Here is an 18212-nt window from a genome sequence, read left to right on the forward strand (position 1 = left end):
GGAGTATGAGGGAAATTACATCACTCGACGTTTTTGTGGCGACGAAGATGCAACAGGTATTGCACAGGACCCGAGGCTGCATAGGCAAGGAACACCAACAGCAGAATGCGCGGAGGATCACTGAACACCACGGCGAACACCAGCACCACCGCCAGGATCGCCACAAATGGCACGCGCCCCTTCAGGTCCAGCTCCTTGAAGCTGTTGTACTTGATGTTGCTGACCATCAGCATTCCGGCAGCTGCCACCATCAGTGCAACCAGGAACGACATCTTCGAACCCTGGATTCCGTAATCGCTGAACGCCCAGACAATCCCCGCGACCACACCCGCAGCCGCCGGGCTGGCCAGACCAATAAAGTAGCGTTTGTCAGCAGTACCCACTTGAGTATTGAAGCGCGCCAGACGCAGTGCCGCGCCAGCCACATAAATGAAGGCGACCATCCAGCCGACCTTGCCCATGTCACCCAGCGCCCAGCCGAATGCCAGCAACGCCGGCGCGACGCCAAAGGCAACCATGTCCGACAGAGAGTCGTACTCGGCACCGAACGCACTCTGCGTATTGGTCATTCGCGCTACACGGCCGTCGAGGCCGTCGAGCACCATGGCAACGAAAATCGCGATAGCCGCGAAAGCGAAATACTTGCTCGCATTCGCCGAGTCGCCGGCGCTCAACGCAGCCTGAGCACTCATCGAGTTGATGATGGAATAAAACCCCGCGAACAGGTTCGCAGTGGTGAACAGATTCGGCAGAAGATAGATACCACGATGCCGGACCTTGCGGCCTTCTGCGTCATGCCCTTCTTCGATATGTTCATCGATGGGCAGCAGGCTTTCGGCGTCTGAGGCCTGGTTCGGCTCTTCGGGGCGTTCGCTCATGGACATTACCTTGCAACGGATTGGACATTTTCGACAGGTGTCTGTGACGACGGTTCGGCCACAAACGATGCAGCTTTATACCAGAACCGCCCGCCCATACGAAAAAACGCGGCCGAGGCCGCGTTTTTTCATACAAGGGTCGACGACTTAGTTTTTGGCTTTGTCGACGATCTTGTTGGCACCGATCCACGGCATCATGGAGCGCAGTTGCTCGCCGATGATTTCGATACCGTGAGCGGCGTTGTTACGACGCTTGGCGGTCATCGAAGGGTAGCCGGTTGCGCCTTCGCTGATGAACATTTTGGCGTATTCGCCGTCCTGAATACGTTTCAGGGCGTTGCGCATGGCCTGACGGGATTCGGCGTTGATCACTTCCGGGCCGGTCACGTACTCGCCGTATTCAGCGTTGTTGGAGATCGAGTAGTTCATGTTGGCGATACCGCCTTCGTACATGAGGTCAACGATCAGTTTCAGTTCGTGCAGGCACTCGAAGTAGGCCATTTCCGGCGCGTAGCCAGCTTCAACCAGGGTTTCGAAACCGGCTTTTACCAATTCAACGGTACCGCCACACAGAACGGCTTGCTCGCCGAACAGGTCGGTTTCGGTTTCGTCCTTGAAGGTGGTTTCGATGATGCCGGTACGACCGCCACCAACGCCGGCGGCGTAGGACAGCGCAACGTTCTTGGCGTTGCCCGAGGCGTCCTGGTAGATCGCGATCAGGTCAGGGATACCGCCGCCCTTCACGAACTCGGAACGTACGGTGTGGCCCGGGGCTTTCGGCGCGATCATGATCACGTCGAGGTCGGCACGCGGAACAACCTGGTTGTAGTGGATCGCGAAGCCGTGGGAGAAGGCCAGGGTGGCGCCTTTCTTGATGTTCGGCTCGATTTCGTTCTTGTACAGGGAGGACTGGAACTCGTCCGGGGTCAGGATCATGACCAGGTCGGCAGCAGCGACGGCGGAAGCAACGTCAGTCACTTTCAGGCCGTGGGCTTCGGCCTTGGCAACGGTAGCCGAACCTTTACGCAGACCGACGGTAACGTCGACACCGGAGTCTTTCAGGTTGCACGCTTGAGCGTGGCCCTGGGAGCCATAACCGATGATGGCAACTTTCTTGCCCTGGATGATCGACAGGTCGCAGTCTTTATCGTAGAAAACTTTCATGAATTTCCCCTTTATATCCAGGCCGTTCAGGCCATTCGCTAATTTGGTTTAGATGCTGAGTACTTTGTCGCCGCGGGCAATACCGGTGACGCCACTGCGGACGGTCTCCAGAATCGATGCGGTGCCGATGGACTGAATGAAGCTGTCGAGCTTGTCGCTGGTACCGGTCAGTTGAACGGTATAAACGCTGGCGCTGACGTCGACGATCTGTCCACGGTAAATATCGGTGGTGCGTTTGATCTCGGCGCGCTGGGCGCCAGTGGCCTTGACCTTGACCAGCATCAGTTCGCGTTCGATGTGAGCGCTTTCCGACAGGTCCACCAGCTTGACCACTTCGATCAGCTTGTTCAGGTTTTTGGTGATCTGCTCGATGACTTCATCGTGGCCGACAGTGGTCAGCGTCAGACGCGACAGGGTCGGGTCTTCGGTTGGCGCCACGGTCAGGCTTTCAATGTTGTAGTTGCGCTGCGAAAACAGGCCGACTACGCGAGACAAAGCACCGGGTTCGTTTTCCAGAAGCAAGGAAATAATGTGCCGCATGATTAGGTACGCTCCGTCTTGCTCAGCCACATATCGCGCATGGAGCCGTCTTTGATCTGCATCGGGTACACGTGCTCGCTGGTGTCGACCGAAATATCGATCACGACCAGGCGATCCTTCAGGGCGAACGCTTCTTCCATCTTCGACTTCAAATCTTTCGATTCGGTGATGCGCACGCCGACGTGGCCATAGGCTTCAGCCAGCTTGACGAAATCAGGCAGCGATTCCATGTAGGAGTGAGAGTGACGGCTGCCGTAACTCATGTCCTGCCACTGACGAACCATGCCCAGAACACCGTTGTTCAGGATGACGATCTTGACCGGCAAACCGTATTGCAGGCAGGTCGACAGTTCCTGGATGTTCATCTGGATGCTGCCTTCGCCGGTGACGCACGCAACGTCAGACTCAGGGAAGCTCAAGGCGATCCCCATCGCGGCCGGCAGACCAAAGCCCATCGTGCCCAGGCCACCGGAGTTGATCCAGCGGTTCGGCTTGTTGAACTTGTAGTACTGCGCAGCAAACATCTGGTGCTGACCCACGTCGGAGGTCACAAAGGCGTCGCCCTTGGTCACTTCGCACAGGGTTTCGATCACCGTCTGCGGCTTGATCTTGCTGCCGTCGCCCTTGTCGTAAGGGAACAGGCCGCGATCACCGCGCCACTCATCAACCTGCTTCCACCAACTGGCGACCGCCTCCTTGTTCGGGGTTTCGCCGATTTCCTTGAGGATCGCGACCATTTCGGTCAGGACGCTCTCCACCGGGCCAACGATTGGCACGTCAGCCTTGATGGTCTTGGAGATCGAAGCCGGGTCGATATCGATGTGAATGATCTTGGCGTTCGGGCAGAACTTCGGCGCGCCGTTGATCACGCGATCGTCGAAACGCGCACCGACCGCCAGGATCACATCGGCATGGTGCATCGCAAGGTTCGCGGTGTAGCTGCCGTGCATGCCCAGCATGCCGATGAACTGACGATCAGTGCCCGGGTAGGCACCCAAACCCATCAGAGTATTGGTCACTGGCAGGTTGAGCATCTTCGCCAGTTCGGTCAAAGGCTCCGAACCGTGGCCCAGAATCACACCGCCACCGGCGTACATCACTGGACGCTTGGCCGCCAGGAGCATTTCTGCCGCCTTGCGGATTTGCCCCGAATGACCGCGAACGGCCGGGCTGTAGGAACGCAGTTTGGCTTTCTTCGGGAAGATGTATTCGAACTTCTCGGCCGGGTTGGTCATGTCTTTCGGGATATCGACCACGACCGGGCCCGGACGACCGGATTGCGCCAGGTAGAAGGCTTTCTTCATGACTTCCGGGATTTCCGAGGCGTGCTTGATCATGAAGCTGTGCTTCACGATCGGCCGGGAGATACCGATCATGTCGGTTTCTTGGAACGCGTCGGTGCCGACCATGGTGCTTGGCACCTGACCGGAAATGATCACCATCGGAATCGAGTCCATGTAGGCCGTGGCAATACCGGTGATGGCGTTTGTGGCGCCTGGACCGGAAGTCACCAATACCACACCGGCTTTACCGGTGGCACGGGCGTAGCCGTCAGCCATATGGGTAGCCGCTTGTTCGTGACGAACCAGGATGTGAGTCACTTCCGGTTCTTTGAACAGGGCATCGTAAACATGAAGAAGAGCACCACCCGGGTACCCGTAGATATATTTGACGCCTTCGTCACGCAAGAAGCGGACGAGCATCTCACCGCCAGATAAAAGCTCCACGTTGTTCACCTCTAAAACGCCAGAATACCGTCCACAAAAAAGCGAACGGGTCTTAATAGGTTTACTTCTCGGCAGAGCATGAGCGACGGTGGTCGCCGACTACGTCAGCACTGACTGAGCAAGTATTGGGATCGTCCCAAGTGTTGCGGGCTTTTCCCACCCAGCGCGAGGTAACGCGTTGCGGGTGTAACAGGTCGACGCGGATATGCGCCTCATGATCTGCCGAGAGGGTCTGCTTCTGGCAGTCCCTGTACAGCGGACTTTGGATTCTTCTGTTTCGCCCTCTCCAAGTCAAGCCGTCAATGTGTTTAATTGTGGGTAAGCACATGAGAACGCAAGAAAAAACCTGAAAAGCGCTACTCTGTTAGCGTCAATTGCGCAATTTTGCCAAGGAATCAGCATGCGAACGCTCCTCATCATCCTGCTGATCGGCCTCAGCCCCTGGTGCATGGCCGGTCAGATATACAAATGGGTCGATGCTCAAGGTGTCACGCATTTCGATGCGCAGCCGCCGCAGGATCAATCGGCGACCACAGTGCAAACGCCGCCCTCGCCTGCGCCGCGCCCCACCGCGATGCCCGACAGCGGCGCGCTGGGCGATCAGAAAGCCATCAACGACAAGGTCAGGAAACAGGTCGCCGAGCAACAGGATCAGCTCAAGACCTTCTGCGAACAGGCACGCACGAACCTGGCGCAGTTGCAGAACAATCCGCGCCTGAGGGAGGAAACCGAGGGGGAGTTGCGTCGACTCAGCGATACGCAACGTGAGGAGCGTATCGCTGAGACGCAGAAACAGATTGCCGAAAACTGCCAGTGATCACTGGCAGTTCTCGGCCGTTCAGCGCGAAGCAGTGATCAGCAGGTCGAACTCTTTGAGCAATACCTGCAACTGCCGATCCTTGCCCTGCAGATTGCGTTGGGCGAAGACCATTTCGGCCATTTCCTGAATGCCCGAGGCATTGGGCAATGGCAGGTCCTGCTCGAGGATCATCTTCATCCGCGGCAGGAAGATCCATTGCAGCCACTGCTCGAAATCGAGGGTGTCGACCGAGAACGGCTCGACACTGCTCAAGGCTTCAGCCGAAGGCTGGACGTCATCCCACCAGCCCTGGGCGCGCAGTTCGCGCTCGATCAACAACAATTGATCGGCAACTTTCGAGAAACGCGCGTCCATCACAGCGAAACCTTGGCCTTTTGACGGGCCAGTGCGGCGCCGGCGGAATCACCCTGTTTTTCGCGAGCCTGGGCAATCAGCTCCCACAGGCTGGCCTGCAAGTCCGGACGACCGTTGGCCATGGTCAGCGCGCGGCGGGCGGTTTGCTCGGCCTGCGGGGCATCGCCCTGCGCCATGCGCACTTGTGCCAGACGATAAAGTACTTGTGGCTCACGCGGGGCAACGCGTTGAGCGCGCTCAAGGCTGGACGAAGCGCCATTCAGGTCACCGCCGGCCTGTTGCTGCTGCGCAGTGCTCAACAAGGCAAGTACCGGACCGTCAAGTTGCTCATCGGCAGATAATCCACCGCCGCTGCTGGCCGAAGGAATGCCGCTTGGCGTCGAAGGCATGCTGTAGCTGCCGGAGCTGATCGGCGCCGATTCGACCGGCGAAGGGTTGTATGGGCCCGAGGTGATACCGCCGGATGCCGGACCCGGAACGATCGGCGAGCTGCTGATCGGAGCCGACGCCGCAGCGCCGCCCGGGACCATGACCACTACACCGGTATCACCCTGTGGAATAGCCTGAGTCTGGCCCTGTACAGGACGTTTCACCGTCGTCTGCCGGAAGCCACCATTGGCCGAAATGCGTTCGCTGTTGGACACGGCCGTGCCCGAATCGACAACCGGGATCGAACCACGCTGTACGGTGGAGCAGCCGCTGAGCAAAGCCACGGCGGTCACCGCTGGAATCAACCACTTGTTCACTTGAAACCCTCTTCGCTTAATTCATCCAGCCCTTGACCCAATCCATCACCGACTCGCTCGACGCCGGGCTTTCGCCCGCGCAGGAGGCGCCGGGTGGCGGTTCGCTGCCGCGAATATACGGCATCTGCACGGCGCCCGGACAGTTGGCATCAGAGCCCTGTCCCGTACGCGAATCAACCCACGCCTGAACCACGTTGTCCGGCTGCGGCATGTCCAGCGGCAGCGGATCGGCCTTGCGCATGAAACTGGTCCAGACCTGCAACGCACCCGTAGCCCCGGTGAATGGCGTCTTGCCGTTATCGTCACGACCGAGCCAGACCACTGCCAGCAGATCCTGACTGAAACCGGCGAACCAGCTGTCGCGCGAATCGTTACTGGTACCGGTCTTGCCGGCCAGCGTCAGGGTCTTCGGCAACACGTTGTAAACCGAACTGCCGGTACCTTCACGCATGACTCGCTGCATGGCGTTCTGGATCAGGTAGATCGAGGCCGGATCGAAACGTTGCTCGATCTGGAACGGATAACGCTTGAGCGGCTCGCCCTCGGCGGTCAGCACGCTGCGAATCCCGCGCATCGGTGTATTGAAGCCACCGTTGGCGAGTGTCTGGTACATAGTCGCCACTTCGATCGGCGTCATGGCTCCGGCACCCAGCAGCATCGACGGGAACGCCGGGAATTCACGGGTCACACCCAGACGCCCGATGGTCTTGAGGACGTTCGGAACACCCACCGCCAGCCCGAGACGCGAGGTCGACAAGTTGTAGGAATGCGCCAGTCCTTGATAAAGGAACACCGTACCGTGTGAACGACGATCATAGTTCTGTGGTTTCCAGACCTGACCGTCCGCACCCTTGATGGAAAGCGGGTCGTCCGACAGCCAACTGGTCAGCGTGTACTGGCTTGGTTTCTCCAGTGCCGTCAGATAAACCGCAGGCTTGACCAGCGAACCGATCGGCCGCACCGCATCCAGTGCCCGGTTGAACCCGGCGTAACTGGCCTGGCGGCTGCCGATCATCGCCTGGACTTCACCGGTTTCCGGGTTGGTCACGACCATCGCCGCTTCCACGTCATCGGAACCCTTGCGGCCGGCAAGACGCTTGAAGGTGTCATTGACCGAGGCTTCGGCCTTCATCTGCAGGATCGGGTCGAAACTGGTGAAGATCCGCAGACCTTCCTCGGTCAAGTCTTCGTCGCGGTAGTCTTCACGCAACTGGCGTTTGACCAGATCGATGAAGCCCGGGAACGAGCTGTCGGCCAGCTTGCCGCGCGAGGTTACGCCCAGCGGCATTTTCTTCGCGGCCTCAACCTGCTCGGCAGATGCAACACCCTGCTGCTCAAGTACGTCGAGTACCAGGTTGCGTCGTTCCAGCGCCCGCTCCGGGTTGCGACGCGGGTTGTAATAGGAAGGGCCTTTGACCATGCCGACCAAGAGCGCGACCTGATGCAGTTTCAGCTCGGACAATGGCTGGCCGAAGAAGAACTGACTGGCCAGACCGAACCCGTGTACCGCACGCTGACCGTCCTGACCGACGAAGACTTCATTGAGGTAGGCCTCAAGAATTTCCTTCTTGTCGTAATGCACCTCGAGCAACAGCGCCATCATCGCTTCGGTGAGCTTGCGCGTCAGGCTCCGTTCGTTGGTGAGGTAGAAGTTCTTGACCAGTTGCTGGGTCAGCGTACTGCCGCCCTGAGTCATCTTGCCGCCAGAGGTGTTGACCCAGATGGCGCGGGCAATCGACTTCGGTGACACACCCCAGTGACTGTAGTAATCCCGGTCTTCCACAGCAACCAGGGTTTCCAGCAGATACGGCGGCACCTGATCGAGCTTGATCAGAATCCGGTCTTCTAGGTTTTTCGGGTAGATCCCGCCGATCATCAGCGGTTCCAGACGCACCACCGACAGCTTCGAACCGTTCGTCGCCGAAAGCTCGGCCACGTAATCACCGGAGAAACGCACGCGCACCGGCTGCGGTTTCTCGAGGCCTTCATAGAACTGGAAGCCACGGGTGTTCAGATCGACGGTGTTGCCGTTGACCGCCGCCGCGCCGGGACCATTGCTCACGGCTTCACGGCGATAGCCGAGGGCATCGAGTTCGATGAGGAAATCGTCCTTGCTCAGTTTCTGTCCGACGAACAGCTCGAGCGGACGCGCGTATACCTTGGCCGGGATGGTCCAGCGTTTGCCGGAGAACTTCTCCTGCACCACGGCATCGAGGTAAACGGCGAAGCCAGCCAGCACCACAAGGCCGACCAGACTGAGTTTAAGGGCCCAACCCAACCATGGGCGCAGGCCCCGGGAAGGTGGTTTTTTAGGGGTGCGGGGGGATCGAGTACGAGTCATGGCGGCGGATTATACGCACTTTATTCATACTCAACAGGAGCGCTCCGAGGTTTGCGTCGGGCTGGCGAGCGGCCATAATGGCGGCATCGAATTCCCCCAGTCTCTGAAGGATCGCCTGTGAGCCAGTCCCTGATCGCCGCCCTGCAAAACCCGGCCCTGTTTGCGCACCCTGTCGAAGGGTTTCAGGTCATCGAAACCCATATCTCGTGGGTCCTGCTCACCGGTCCTTACGCCTATAAAGTGAAGAAGCCGGTGAACTTCGGCTTTCTCGACTTCACCAGCCTCGAATCCCGCGAGCATTTCTGCGGTGAAGAACTGCGCCTCAACCAGCGCCTGACCGACGATTTGTACCTGGAAGTTATTCCAGTGACCGGCACTGCCGAAGCTCCGCAACTGGCTGGCGAAGGCCCGGCCATCGAATACGTGCTGAAAATGCGCCAGTTCCCGCAGACCGGCCTGCTGAGCACCCTGCAAGCCAATGGCGAGCTGACCACCACGCACATCGATGAAATGGCCGAACAGATCGCCCGTTTCCACCTCAGCGCGCCGAAAGTCCCGGCCGAGCACGATGCCGGCACGCCTGAAAGCGTGATGGCACCGGTTCGTCAGAACTTCGAACAAATCCTGCCGTTCCTCAGCGATAAAACCGATCTGTTGCAACTGGATGCCCTGCAAGCCTGGGCTGAAAGCAGCTTCGATCGCCTCAAGCCGCTGTTCGCCCAGCGCAAGACCGAAGGTTTCACCCGCGAATGCCACGGTGACATTCACCTGGGTAACGCCACGCTGATCGACGGCAAAGTGGTGATCTTCGACTGCATCGAATTCAACGAGCCGTTCCGTTTCACCGACGTTTGGGCCGACACCGGTTTCCTGGCGATGGACCTGGAAGACCGCGGTCTGAAATCCCTGGCCCGCCGCTTCATCAGCCAATACCTGGAACTGACCGGCGACTATCAAGGCCTGGAAGTGCTGAACTTCTACAAGGCGTACCGCGCGTTGGTCCGTGCGAAAGTCGCCCTGTTCAGCATGCCTGCCGATGCGACTCCGGTGCAGCGCGCTACCACCCTGCGCCAGTACCGCAACTACGCCAACCTGGCGGAAAGCTACAGCACCATTCCTTCGCGCTTCATGGCAATCACCCACGGCGTATCCGCTGTAGGCAAAAGCCACGTGGCCATGCGCCTGGTCGAAGCGCTGGGCGCGATTCGCCTGCGTTCCGATGTTGAACGCAAGCGCCTGTTCGGCGAGCAAACCGTCGCCAATGACGTTCAGGCCGGGATTTACAGCACCGACGCCAGCGCCGCTACTTATTCGCGTCTGCATGAAATCGCCGAAGTGATCCTGCACGCCGGTTTCCCGGTAGTGATCGATGCCACTTACCTCAAGCGCGAACAACGTGACAGTGCAGCCAAGGTTGCCGAGGCCACCGGCACGCCGTTCCTGATCCTCGACTGCAACGCACCACAAGCGGTGATCGAGAGCTGGCTGGCCCAACGTCAGGCAGACAAAAAGGATCCGTCCGACGCCACGCTCGCCGTGATCGAAGTACAGCAAGCTAATCGTGAAGCGCTGACCCCAGACGAAATCCTGCGCAGCAAGCGCGTGCAAACCAACGAGTCCGGCACACTCGACACCGTCGTGGCGCAAATTCGCCAGCGCCTGCCAGGCCTGTAAGAAACTATTTCGGCCGTGAAGCCCTCGCTCGCTTCACGGCCGTCAAATAGTGGCACTATACTGGCGTCATAAAACCAACAGGTGATCTGACATGAGCCAGCCGAAACTTCTCGACACCCCGCTTTATGCCTTGCTGCACAAAGACGACATAACCGGTTTCAACAAAGAACGCCCGAAAGACGGTCCGATCGATATGGTCGGCGGTGATTTTCGTGGCCTCGACCTGCGTGAACTGAACGCCGATGGCGTGGATTTCCGGGACGCCTACTTCCGTTCCGCCGACCTGCGCGGTATCGACTTTCGCAATGCAGCACTGGAAGGCGCAAGCCTGGCGCATGCGCAGATTTCCGGTGCTTACTTCCCGCCGGAGCTGAGTGCAGACGAAATCCTGATGTCGATGAACTTCGGTACACGCCTGCGCTATCGCACCCGCTGAGGCCCCAAGAGGCTGACCCGTCCAGCGCCCCCGCTTTGCGCTGGACTGCGTGCTATTCGTAACCCCTCTATGCTCTCCCCCTCCTGATTCATCAGCGAAAACCTGCCGTTTCTTAGAAGCGTTTGCGTTGAATCCGACCAAACAACCACGCTTTTCCTACTGATGGCTACACTCCTGAGAAGCTCGCCCACGCACCATTCGGCCGTCGCAAGGAGGCTTGATGAATGATGAATTGCAACACCTGAAGAATCTTGGCAAGACGTCGGCGCAATGGCTGCATGCCGTGGGCATCCACAGCGCCTCGGATCTGCGTCGCCTGGGCGCCGTGGATGCCTACCGGGCCGTGCGCACGCGCGGGTTCCGGGCGTCGAAGGTGTTGTTGTATGCGATCGAAGGGGCGTTGATGGATGTGCACTGGAATGACATTCCCGCTGAACGCAAGGACGCCCTGAACAAACAGCTCGAAGCCATTTCCTCTCGCCACAAGAACTGACGGGTACCCACCTTCATGTATCTGCTCGGGGAACAATCGGCGCCTGCCGAAGCAATGATCAACCGTTTGCAGAACCTGCCCGGTCAATTTCTGCTGGACCTTGAGCCGTGCGGGCCCGTGCTGGAACTGGAGGCCACGGATGATCTGATGGCGCAATTGCCGGGTGATGAGCTGTTTTTACTGACAGAGGGCGTCATCAACGGCCAGTTCGGTGGCCGGGCACTTTTCTATTGGCAGGAAGGTGATCTGATCGGTCTGCAGCAAAGCCCGGACTGGACGGATTGCATCCTGCGTTCGGACGGACCGCTGAGCCTCCTGCCCTATCGTCGACGCGATTTGTTTCAGCATGTGTATTCAGAACCGGCACGCTCGGAGCAATTTCTGCACTATCTGCTCGGGCAAATGGCGCTGCTGGCCCATACGGTTGCCGAACTGAAGCCGAGGGAGTTTCGCAGCACCAATGGCTTTAAACGGGTCGAAGCTGGAGAAGTGTTGATCCGCGAGGGTGACCCCGCCGATCACGTGTTTGTGATCATCGAGGGACACGCGCAAGCATTTGTCGACGGGCACAAGGTTGGCGAAGTGCCCAAGGACGAAATCTTTGGCGCGATGGCGATATTTACCGGCGAACCCCGCAACGCCACCGTCATCACCCGCGAGCCGAGCACGGTGATGCTGATTCCCGGCGATCAGTTTCTGAGCATGACCCGCAGCAATCCGAAAATCGCCCACAGCCTGATCGAAAGCATGGCGCGACGCATCGACCAGTTGAACAAGCAGCTCACCGCGCTTGACCGTCCAAACTGAAACCCAGTGTTTGCAGGGCTTTTCAGCCAATCCCAAAACAAAACCGAAGAAATGGAAAAACACTCATTGACTTGTTAATGAGAATCGCTATGATTATCACAACTGGTCGCGAGATCAGTCGATATTCTGAAAAGCCCTTGGTTCGGACTCTCAGATTATCTCCTCATCAGGCTAATCACGGTTATTTGACCCGGTTTTTACCGGGTCTTTTTTTGCCTGAGAGAAAGTCATTTGCCGAACTGTTTACGCATCTCGGCGCAGTAATCCGGTTTCGGTGTGGCCGGCGTGAACCAGGCATAATCGGCCATAGCCGCCGTGACCTCGCTGCCCTGCTCCGCCAGCATCAGCACCGTCGGTGCTTCGGGCGCGCCCAGATCCAGCACATGCAGCGGCACACCCACATCCTTGCGCGCATGAAACACACCCGCCAGCAACAACGCCGGCGCAGGCGCCGCCAACAATCTTGTCGCCATCCGCCGATCCCGTTGCTGCTGCACCGCCAGCATCGCCGGCATTTGCGATTGGGGCAGCAAGCCGCAGTGAGAATCGCTGATCTGCCCGGCCAGTTCGTTTTTCACCGACTCGGCATTGCTGTGACCCCCCTTCAATACCGGAGGGTCGCGATAGAACGCACGAATTTCAATGTTATCGAGATTAGCCGCCAGCAGTGGATACGGCTGGGTGAAAGCAAACCGCACAATCGGCCCGTAGAGTTTCCAGTCCCAACCGTCCTGCCACGCCAGCTCTACCGGAAGATCGACAGGAGGTATTGGGGAATGGCGTACGTCATCAACCCGCGATTGTTGATCGGGTGTCAGCATTTCAAGCAGGAGACTGCCCTGGGGGCGCGCTTCGCCCAGCGTCTGCAGCAGCCACAATTGCACGGCATGATGATCGGCGTTGTCATGCTGCTCACCGATGATCACCCGTGCTGGCTTGCCCAGACGCGTCAGCAATTCTTGCGGGGTAATCAGTGTCCCGCTGCGCAAGTCGCGAATCTCGCCACCGACCGGCGGCGGTGCCACATGTTGGCAACCGCCAAGCAACAACACCGCGAACAGCAAAATCCCACGCATGCTCTCACCTCGATGACGAAATCAGCGGGCGATAATCAGCGGATGCCCGCGCTCCGGGTGCGACTGCACCAACACCTCCAGACCGAACACGGCCTTGAGCGATTCAGGACGCAACACCTGCTGCGGCGTGTCCAGTGCCACCGGGCGCCCGCCTTCAAGCAGCAAGATGCGATCACAATAGCGCGCCGCCAGGTTCAGATCATGCAGGATCACCATCACTGCAGCGCCACGGTCGGCAAACTCACGCACGGCTTGCAGCGTGGTGTGCTGATGCAAAGGGTCGAGCATCGAAGTCGGCTCATCCAGCAACAAGGTCTGCCCGGCCTGCCCCGGCCACAGCTGCGCCAGCACGCGGGCCAGATGCACCCGCTGGCGCTCGCCACCGGACAACGCCAGATAACTGCGTCCGCTCAGATGCCCGGCATCTGCAGCCAGCAAAGCGGCGGCAACAATCTCGTCGTCGCGCACTCTGCCGGTCTGATAAGGCAAACGCCCCATCCCGACCACTTCTTCGACGCGAAAGGCGAAATCCAGCGTCGACACCTGGGGCAATACCGCCAGCCGCTGAGCGCGCTGGCTGCCACTCCAATGGCTCAAGGCTTCACCGTCGAGAGAAACGTTGCCTTCACTGGGCGTCAGCTCCCCGCACAACGCCCCGAGCAAAGTGCTTTTGCCGGCGCCATTGGGGCCGAGCACACCGAGCACTTCTCCCGGTTCCAATTGCAGACTGACGTCAGCCAATACCGTCTTGCGGCCACGACGGATGTGCAGATTGTGCGCACGCAACATCAGGCACGCCCTCGCAGCAGCAGATAAAGGAAGAACGGCGCGCCGATGAATGCCGTGACGATACCGATCGGCAACTCCGCCGGCGCCAGCGCCAGCCGCGCCACCAGATCCGCCAGCAACAGCAGACTGGCCCCGGCCAGCACCGAGGCCGGCAACAACACGCGATGATCCGGCCCGGCAAGCAAACGCACCAGATGCGGCACCACCAGCCCGACGAATCCGATCATGCCCGCCGCCGCCACCGCGGCACCCACACCCAACGCGGTGCAGAACACCAGCTCACGCTTGAGTCGCTCGACATCGATCCCCAGATGTCCGGCTTCCGACTCCCCAAGCAACAACGCATTCAGAGCCTTGGCCCGACGCGGCAACCACAATGCGACGCCAGCGCTGATGATCAGCAGCGGCCACAACCGCGCGTAACTCGCGCCGTTGAGGCTGCCAAGATTCCAGAAAGTCAGGGTTCGCAGGGTCGCATCGTCCGCCAGATAAGTAAAAAGCCCCACTGCCGAACTGGCGAGCGCAGTCAGGGCGATGCCCGCCAGCAACATGGTCGCGACATTGGTCTGCCCGTTGCGACGGCCGAGTCGATAGACCAGCGCCGTCACACCTAGGCCACCGAGAAACGCGCACACCGACAATAAGTACGGCCCGAACCACTCCGGCAAACCGCCGAAAAACGAGCCGCCGACAATCGCCACCGCCGCGCCTAAAGCAGCGCCACTGGAGACGCCAACCAACCCCGGATCCGCCAGCGGATTACGAAACAACCCCTGCATCGCCACACCGGACAACGCCAGCACGCCACCGACCGCCAACCCGAGCAAGGTCCGAGGCAGACGAATCTGCCCGAGAATCAGCTCAGCCTGTTCCAGCCCGTCCGGCGCCAGCGGCACCCCGATCATGCGCAACGCGGCACGTAAGGTATCGAACAGCGGCAGGCTGACCGGCCCCAAGGCCAGCGACAGCCAGATCGCCAACAGGCACAGCAGGATCAGGCCGATGAACAAGCCACGGGGTTTGACCAGCGTGGTCATTGGCCGCTCTGGGTCGGGTAGAAACCGTCAGACAGGGTTTTCAGCGCTCCCGGCAAACGCGGTCCGAGCCCGCCAACCAGCAGCGTCGGGTCCAGCTCCAGCACGCGTCCGGACTTGGCCGCACGGCTGGAATTGAGAATCGGATTTTCCTTGAACAGCGCCGCTTTCGCCGCCTCGCCGGTCAGTGCGCGGTCGGCAAACACCAACACTTCGGGGTCGAGCCCGGCCAGGGACTCCACGGAGAACGGCTTGTAACCAGTGTGAGTGGCCAGGTTGTGTCCGCCCGCCTGTTGCAGCATCCAGTCGGCTGCGGTGTCCTTGCCGGCAATCAACGGTTTGCCGCCGGCATGCCCGAGCAGCAACAGCACGCCGGGAGCCTTGTGTTTTGACTGCATCTCAACCACTCGCGCTTTCTGCGCATCGAGTCGCTGTTGATAACTTTGCAGCAGTTGCGTCGCCTGAGTCTCGGCGCCCAGCAACTGGCCCAGATGGGTGACGTTTTTTTCCAGCGTCGGCAGATCCGGCTGAGCGGAGAACAACTCCACCTGCACCTTGGCACTGCGAACTTGCGAGATCACCGGTGGCGGACCCATTTCCTCGGTGCCGATCAGGATGTCCGGGCGCAGGCTGAGGATGCCTTCGGCCGACAGACTGCGCTGGTAACCAATGCTCGGCAGCGACTTGAGGGACTCAGGATGCTGGCTGGTGGTGTCAACGCCGACCAGTTTCACCTCGCCACCCAACGCACTCACCCACTCCGACAGCGCACCGCCGGCACTGACCCAGCGTTGCGGCAATTGGGCCGCTGCAGCCTGGTGGCTGACCAAAAGTCCGGCACACAGCACGGCAACGCGGGTATTCAGGCGCATAGACAGCTTCCTTGAAGGATTTTCCCGGGCATCGGGACGGCAGGCCAAGTATCCTCGGCAGCGGTCACCGCGCAGCGGGCGAAGGCGGCCATTTGATAATTGTTTGCATTTAAACGTCAAGCTCGGACATATCCGGACATGAGCTGACACTTGAGGATAGCCATGAAGTTTCTGTGTACGGGGGCCGATCTGATCGAGGCCGGCAGCCGCGGTTTCGAGATCGACGGGAAAAGACTGTTCGCCGTGCGCCGGGCCGGCCAGGCGTACGTCTACCTCAACCGCTGCCCGCACCGGGGCGTCGGGCTGGAATGGCAACCCGATCAGTTTCTCGACCCGAGCAACAGCCTGATCCAGTGCGCCACACACGGCGCATTGTTTCTGATCGAGGACGGTGAATGCGTGGCGGGCCCCTGCGCCGGGCAATCGCTGACGGCCATCGATTGCCGTGAAGATGCCCAAGGGCTGTGGGTCGACGTTTAACCGTCGAGCAAGACGCCCAGCCGACGATCGATCAACATTTCCTCATGATTTAACCGCACACCATAAGCCAGCACCTCAACCCCGGCCGCCACCGCTTCGCGCAAGGCATCGGCGTAGGCCGAATCGATTTCCACCGCAGGACGCACCGCCTCGATGCCGGTCAGATTCACGCAGTACAACTGCACCGCCCGAATCCCGTCTCGCGCCAGATGCGCCAGCTCACGCAAGTGCTTGGCACCGCGATCTGTCACGGCATCGGGAAAGGCTGCCACCGCCGTACCGTCGAAACCCAGCGTGACGCTTTTCACTTCCACGTACGCCGGCCCTGTCGGGTATTCGAGGCGAAAGTCGATACGGCTTTTTTCCTGTCCATAGGCCACTTCGCGTTTCAGCGCGGTAAACCCGTTCAACTCGCTGATGACACCGGCCTGCAACGCCTCTTCGACCAGTGTGTTAGCGCGCCCGGTGTTCACACAGAACAACCGGCCCTGCGGGGTTTCACCGATTTCCCAGGTGCCGGGCAGCTTGCGCTTGGGGTCATTGGAACGGCTGAACCAGACCTGACCTCCCTCGACCTGACAATTGAGCATCGAACCGGTGTTCGGGCAGTGAATCGTCAGCAATTCGCCGCCAACAGTTTCGATGTCGGCGAGAAAGCGCTTGTAACGGCGGATCAACCGACCTTCTTCAAGAGGAGGATGAAAGCGCATCAGCCTTGCCAGCTCTTCAAGCCACGAGCGATACGCTCCACCGCTTCTTGTAGGCGAGGGAGGTTTTGCGTGTAGGCAAAGCGCACGTGATGGCTGGCCTGATAACGACCAAAATCCAGACCCGGGGTGAATGCCACGTGTTCGGTTTCAAGGAAATGCTGGCAGAATGAGAAGGCATCACCGCCGAACTGGCTGATATCGGCATACAAGTAGAACGCACCTTCCGGCTCTACGGCGATATTGAAACCCAGCTCTCGTAGCGCCGGCAGCAGGAAGTCACGGCGAAGGCCGAATTCGGTACGACGCTCTTCGAGGATCGCAATGGTATCCGGCTCGAAACATGCCAGAGCCGCATATTGGGCCATGCTCGGCGCACTGATGTAGAGATTCTGCGCGAGCTTTTCCAGCTCACTGACAGCCGCTTCCGGCGCTATCAGCCAGCCGAGACGCCAACCGGTCATGCCGAAATATTTGGAGAAACTGTTGAGGACAAACGCGCTGTCGTCGACTTCCAGCACGCTGGCCGCATCGGTGCCGTAAGTGAGGCCGTGGTAGATCTCGTCCACCACCAGATGCCCGTGCCGCGCCTTGATGGCTGTGGATAAACCCGAAAGCTCATCGCGGGTCAGAACCGTGCCGGTCGGGTTGGCTGGTGAAGCGACCAGTGCGCCGACACTGTCGTGATCCCAGTGGCGCTCCACCAGATCAGGCGTCAGTTGATAGCGCACATCCGGGCCGACAGGAACCAGCTGAGCCGCACCTTCAACCAGGCGCAAAAAGTGCCGATTGCATGGATAACCAGGATCGGCCAACAGCCAATGCTTGCCCGGATCCACCAGCAATGCGCTGGCCAGCAACAGCGCCCCGGAGCCGCCCGGCGTGATCAGAATCCGTCGAGGATCGATCGTCAGGCCATAGCGTGTCTGGTAGAAACCGGAAATCGCTTCGCGCAACTCAGGAATGCCACGGGCGGCGGTATAACGGGTTTTCCCCGCTGTCAGCGCAGCCTGGCCGGCGCGGATGATCGGTTCGGCGGTCGTGAAGTCCGGTTCGCCGATTTCCAGGTGGATCACGTCGTGGCCGGCGGCCTGCAATTCATTGGCCCGCGCCAGCAGCGCCATCACATGGAACGGTTCGATCGCACGACTGCGCGCACTGTAGGGCTGAGCCATTGGCCTTCCTTCAACGAGGGAAAAGAAACGATTCTACCCATCTGCCGGAACGAGCGAGAACCCGTAGCGGTCACAGCCTCAAGAACACTGGACTGTAAC

The 18212-nt window shown here is 59.7% G+C and carries 19 protein-coding genes; 6 read left to right on the forward strand and 13 right to left on the reverse strand.

All coding sequences use genetic code 11. From position 1 onward, the window contains the following. Nucleotides 1–20 precede the first annotated feature (20 nt). From pssA to JJN09_RS21645, 4 genes are all read right to left on the reverse strand, one after another. On the reverse strand, nt 21–878 hold the full coding sequence (pssA, locus tag JJN09_RS21630; RefSeq protein ID WP_249483675.1) for a CDP-diacylglycerol--serine O-phosphatidyltransferase: 858 nt from the start codon (nt 876–878) through the stop codon (nt 21–23). A 147-nt stretch (nt 879–1025) separates the two neighbouring features. After that, a complete protein-coding gene (gene ilvC, locus JJN09_RS21635) occupies nt 1026–2042 on the reverse strand; it encodes a ketol-acid reductoisomerase (RefSeq protein WP_003228216.1) in 1017 nt (338 codons plus the stop codon). Between the two features lie 48 nt (nt 2043–2090). Further along, nucleotides 2091–2582: an acetolactate synthase small subunit gene (gene ilvN, locus JJN09_RS21640; protein WP_003176102.1), complete on the reverse strand. Its 492-nt coding sequence runs from the start codon at nt 2580–2582 to the stop codon at nt 2091–2093. Nucleotides 2583–2584: 2 nt separating this feature from the next. Next, a complete protein-coding gene (locus JJN09_RS21645; protein WP_249483677.1) occupies nt 2585–4309 on the reverse strand; it encodes an acetolactate synthase 3 large subunit in 1725 nt (574 codons plus the stop codon). Between the two features lie 400 nt (nt 4310–4709). On the opposite strand from JJN09_RS21645, the gene JJN09_RS21650 reads away from it, so the two are divergent. Then, nucleotides 4710–5126, forward strand: a complete 417-nt coding sequence (locus tag JJN09_RS21650; RefSeq protein ID WP_249483679.1) for a DUF4124 domain-containing protein — start codon at nt 4710–4712, stop codon at nt 5124–5126. 21 nt (nt 5127–5147) lie between these two features. Here JJN09_RS21650 and JJN09_RS21655 read toward each other — a convergent pair whose 3' ends face one another. Genes JJN09_RS21655 through mrcB form a run of 3 tightly spaced genes read right to left on the reverse strand, consistent with a single transcriptional unit; the run spans nt 5148 to nt 8570 of the window. After that, on the reverse strand, nt 5148–5483 hold the full coding sequence (locus JJN09_RS21655) for a YqcC family protein (protein ID WP_249483681.1): 336 nt from the start codon (nt 5481–5483) through the stop codon (nt 5148–5150). After that, nucleotides 5483–6229 (reverse strand): hypothetical protein, encoded by a 747-nt coding sequence (locus JJN09_RS21660; RefSeq protein ID WP_249483683.1) that lies wholly within the window; start codon nt 6227–6229, stop codon nt 5483–5485. The genes JJN09_RS21655 and JJN09_RS21660 overlap by 1 nt, the downstream gene beginning before the upstream one ends. A 16-nt stretch (nt 6230–6245) precedes the next feature. Then, entirely contained in the window at nt 6246–8570 is a 2325-nt protein-coding gene (gene mrcB, locus JJN09_RS21665; RefSeq protein ID WP_249483685.1) for a penicillin-binding protein 1B, read from the reverse strand. A 117-nt stretch (nt 8571–8687) separates the two neighbouring features. Between mrcB and JJN09_RS21670 the strand changes: the two genes are divergently transcribed. The 4 genes from JJN09_RS21670 (at nt 8688) to JJN09_RS21685 (ending at nt 11980) form a co-directional block, all read left to right on the forward strand. Continuing rightward, nucleotides 8688–10244 (forward strand): bifunctional aminoglycoside phosphotransferase/ATP-binding protein, encoded by a 1557-nt coding sequence (locus JJN09_RS21670; protein ID WP_249483688.1) that lies wholly within the window; start codon nt 8688–8690, stop codon nt 10242–10244. Nucleotides 10245–10335: 91 nt separating this feature from the next. After that, complete coding sequence (locus JJN09_RS21675; RefSeq protein ID WP_096820917.1) at nt 10336–10680, forward strand: pentapeptide repeat-containing protein; 345 nt, start codon at nt 10336–10338, stop codon at nt 10678–10680. Between the two features lie 220 nt (nt 10681–10900). Next, nucleotides 10901–11173 carry a TfoX/Sxy family protein gene (locus JJN09_RS21680; protein ID WP_003228231.1) on the forward strand — a complete coding sequence of 91 codons (273 nt, stop codon included), beginning with the start codon at nt 10901–10903 and terminating at the stop codon, nt 11171–11173. Nucleotides 11174–11188: 15 nt separating this feature from the next. Then, nucleotides 11189–11980, forward strand: a complete 792-nt coding sequence (locus JJN09_RS21685; protein ID WP_249483690.1) for a Crp/Fnr family transcriptional regulator — start codon at nt 11189–11191, stop codon at nt 11978–11980. A 227-nt stretch (nt 11981–12207) separates the two neighbouring features. Here JJN09_RS21685 and JJN09_RS21690 read toward each other — a convergent pair whose 3' ends face one another. Genes JJN09_RS21690 through JJN09_RS21705 form a run of 4 tightly spaced genes read right to left on the reverse strand, consistent with a single transcriptional unit; the run spans nt 12208 to nt 15751 of the window. Beyond that, a complete protein-coding gene (locus JJN09_RS21690; RefSeq protein ID WP_249483692.1) occupies nt 12208–13056 on the reverse strand; it encodes a ChaN family lipoprotein in 849 nt (282 codons plus the stop codon). A gap of 21 nt (nt 13057–13077) precedes the next feature. Continuing rightward, nucleotides 13078–13845, reverse strand: a complete 768-nt coding sequence (locus tag JJN09_RS21695) for a heme ABC transporter ATP-binding protein (RefSeq protein WP_249483694.1) — start codon at nt 13843–13845, stop codon at nt 13078–13080. Next, complete coding sequence (locus JJN09_RS21700) at nt 13845–14828, reverse strand: iron ABC transporter permease (RefSeq protein WP_170931651.1); 984 nt, start codon at nt 14826–14828, stop codon at nt 13845–13847. The genes JJN09_RS21695 and JJN09_RS21700 overlap by 1 nt, the downstream gene beginning before the upstream one ends. A 50-nt stretch (nt 14829–14878) precedes the next feature. After that, nucleotides 14879–15751: a hemin ABC transporter substrate-binding protein gene (locus JJN09_RS21705; RefSeq protein ID WP_249483696.1), complete on the reverse strand. Its 873-nt coding sequence runs from the start codon at nt 15749–15751 to the stop codon at nt 14879–14881. Between the two features lie 162 nt (nt 15752–15913). Here JJN09_RS21705 and JJN09_RS21710 point away from each other — a divergent pair, with 162 nt between their 5' ends. Next, nucleotides 15914–16231 carry a Rieske (2Fe-2S) protein gene (locus JJN09_RS21710; protein ID WP_249483698.1) on the forward strand — a complete coding sequence of 106 codons (318 nt, stop codon included), beginning with the start codon at nt 15914–15916 and terminating at the stop codon, nt 16229–16231. Here JJN09_RS21710 and sfsA read toward each other — a convergent pair. Together sfsA and JJN09_RS21720 are read right to left on the reverse strand one after the other, a co-directional pair. Further along, nucleotides 16228–16941, reverse strand: a complete 714-nt coding sequence (gene sfsA, locus JJN09_RS21715; protein WP_249483699.1) for a DNA/RNA nuclease SfsA — start codon at nt 16939–16941, stop codon at nt 16228–16230. The genes JJN09_RS21710 and sfsA overlap by 4 nt on opposite strands. After that, on the reverse strand, nt 16941–18113 hold the full coding sequence (locus JJN09_RS21720) for a pyridoxal phosphate-dependent aminotransferase (protein ID WP_249483701.1): 1173 nt from the start codon (nt 18111–18113) through the stop codon (nt 16941–16943). The genes sfsA and JJN09_RS21720 overlap by 1 nt, the downstream gene beginning before the upstream one ends. Between the last annotated feature and the right edge of the window lie 99 nt (nt 18114–18212).

The organism is Pseudomonas sp. HS6 (assembly GCF_023375815.1).
Classification (GTDB): Bacteria; Pseudomonadota; Gammaproteobacteria; order Pseudomonadales; family Pseudomonadaceae; genus Aquipseudomonas.

Coding starts and splice junctions, on each gene's coding strand:
- pssA (WP_249483675.1), bottom strand. CDS start 878: ATGAGCGAACGCCCCGAAGAGCCGAACCAGGCCTCAGACGCCGAAAGC.
- ilvC (WP_003228216.1), bottom strand. CDS start 2,042: ATGAAAGTTTTCTACGATAAAGACTGCGACCTGTCGATCATCCAGGGC.
- ilvN (WP_003176102.1), bottom strand. CDS start 2,582: ATGCGGCACATTATTTCCTTGCTTCTGGAAAACGAACCCGGTGCTTTG.
- JJN09_RS21650 (WP_249483679.1), top strand. CDS start 4,710: ATGCGAACGCTCCTCATCATCCTGCTGATCGGCCTCAGCCCCTGGTGC.
- JJN09_RS21655 (WP_249483681.1), bottom strand. CDS start 5,483: ATGGACGCGCGTTTCTCGAAAGTTGCCGATCAATTGTTGTTGATCGAG.
- mrcB (WP_249483685.1), bottom strand. CDS start 8,570: ATGACTCGTACTCGATCCCCCCGCACCCCTAAAAAACCACCTTCCCGG.
- JJN09_RS21675 (WP_096820917.1), top strand. CDS start 10,336: ATGAGCCAGCCGAAACTTCTCGACACCCCGCTTTATGCCTTGCTGCAC.
- JJN09_RS21680 (WP_003228231.1), top strand. CDS start 10,901: ATGAATGATGAATTGCAACACCTGAAGAATCTTGGCAAGACGTCGGCG.
- JJN09_RS21685 (WP_249483690.1), top strand. CDS start 11,189: ATGTATCTGCTCGGGGAACAATCGGCGCCTGCCGAAGCAATGATCAAC.
- JJN09_RS21690 (WP_249483692.1), bottom strand. CDS start 13,056: ATGCGTGGGATTTTGCTGTTCGCGGTGTTGTTGCTTGGCGGTTGCCAA.
- JJN09_RS21695 (WP_249483694.1), bottom strand. CDS start 13,845: ATGTTGCGTGCGCACAATCTGCACATCCGTCGTGGCCGCAAGACGGTA.
- JJN09_RS21705 (WP_249483696.1), bottom strand. CDS start 15,751: ATGCGCCTGAATACCCGCGTTGCCGTGCTGTGTGCCGGACTTTTGGTC.
- JJN09_RS21710 (WP_249483698.1), top strand. CDS start 15,914: ATGAAGTTTCTGTGTACGGGGGCCGATCTGATCGAGGCCGGCAGCCGC.
- sfsA (WP_249483699.1), bottom strand. CDS start 16,941: ATGCGCTTTCATCCTCCTCTTGAAGAAGGTCGGTTGATCCGCCGTTAC.
- JJN09_RS21720 (WP_249483701.1), bottom strand. CDS start 18,113: ATGGCTCAGCCCTACAGTGCGCGCAGTCGTGCGATCGAACCGTTCCAT.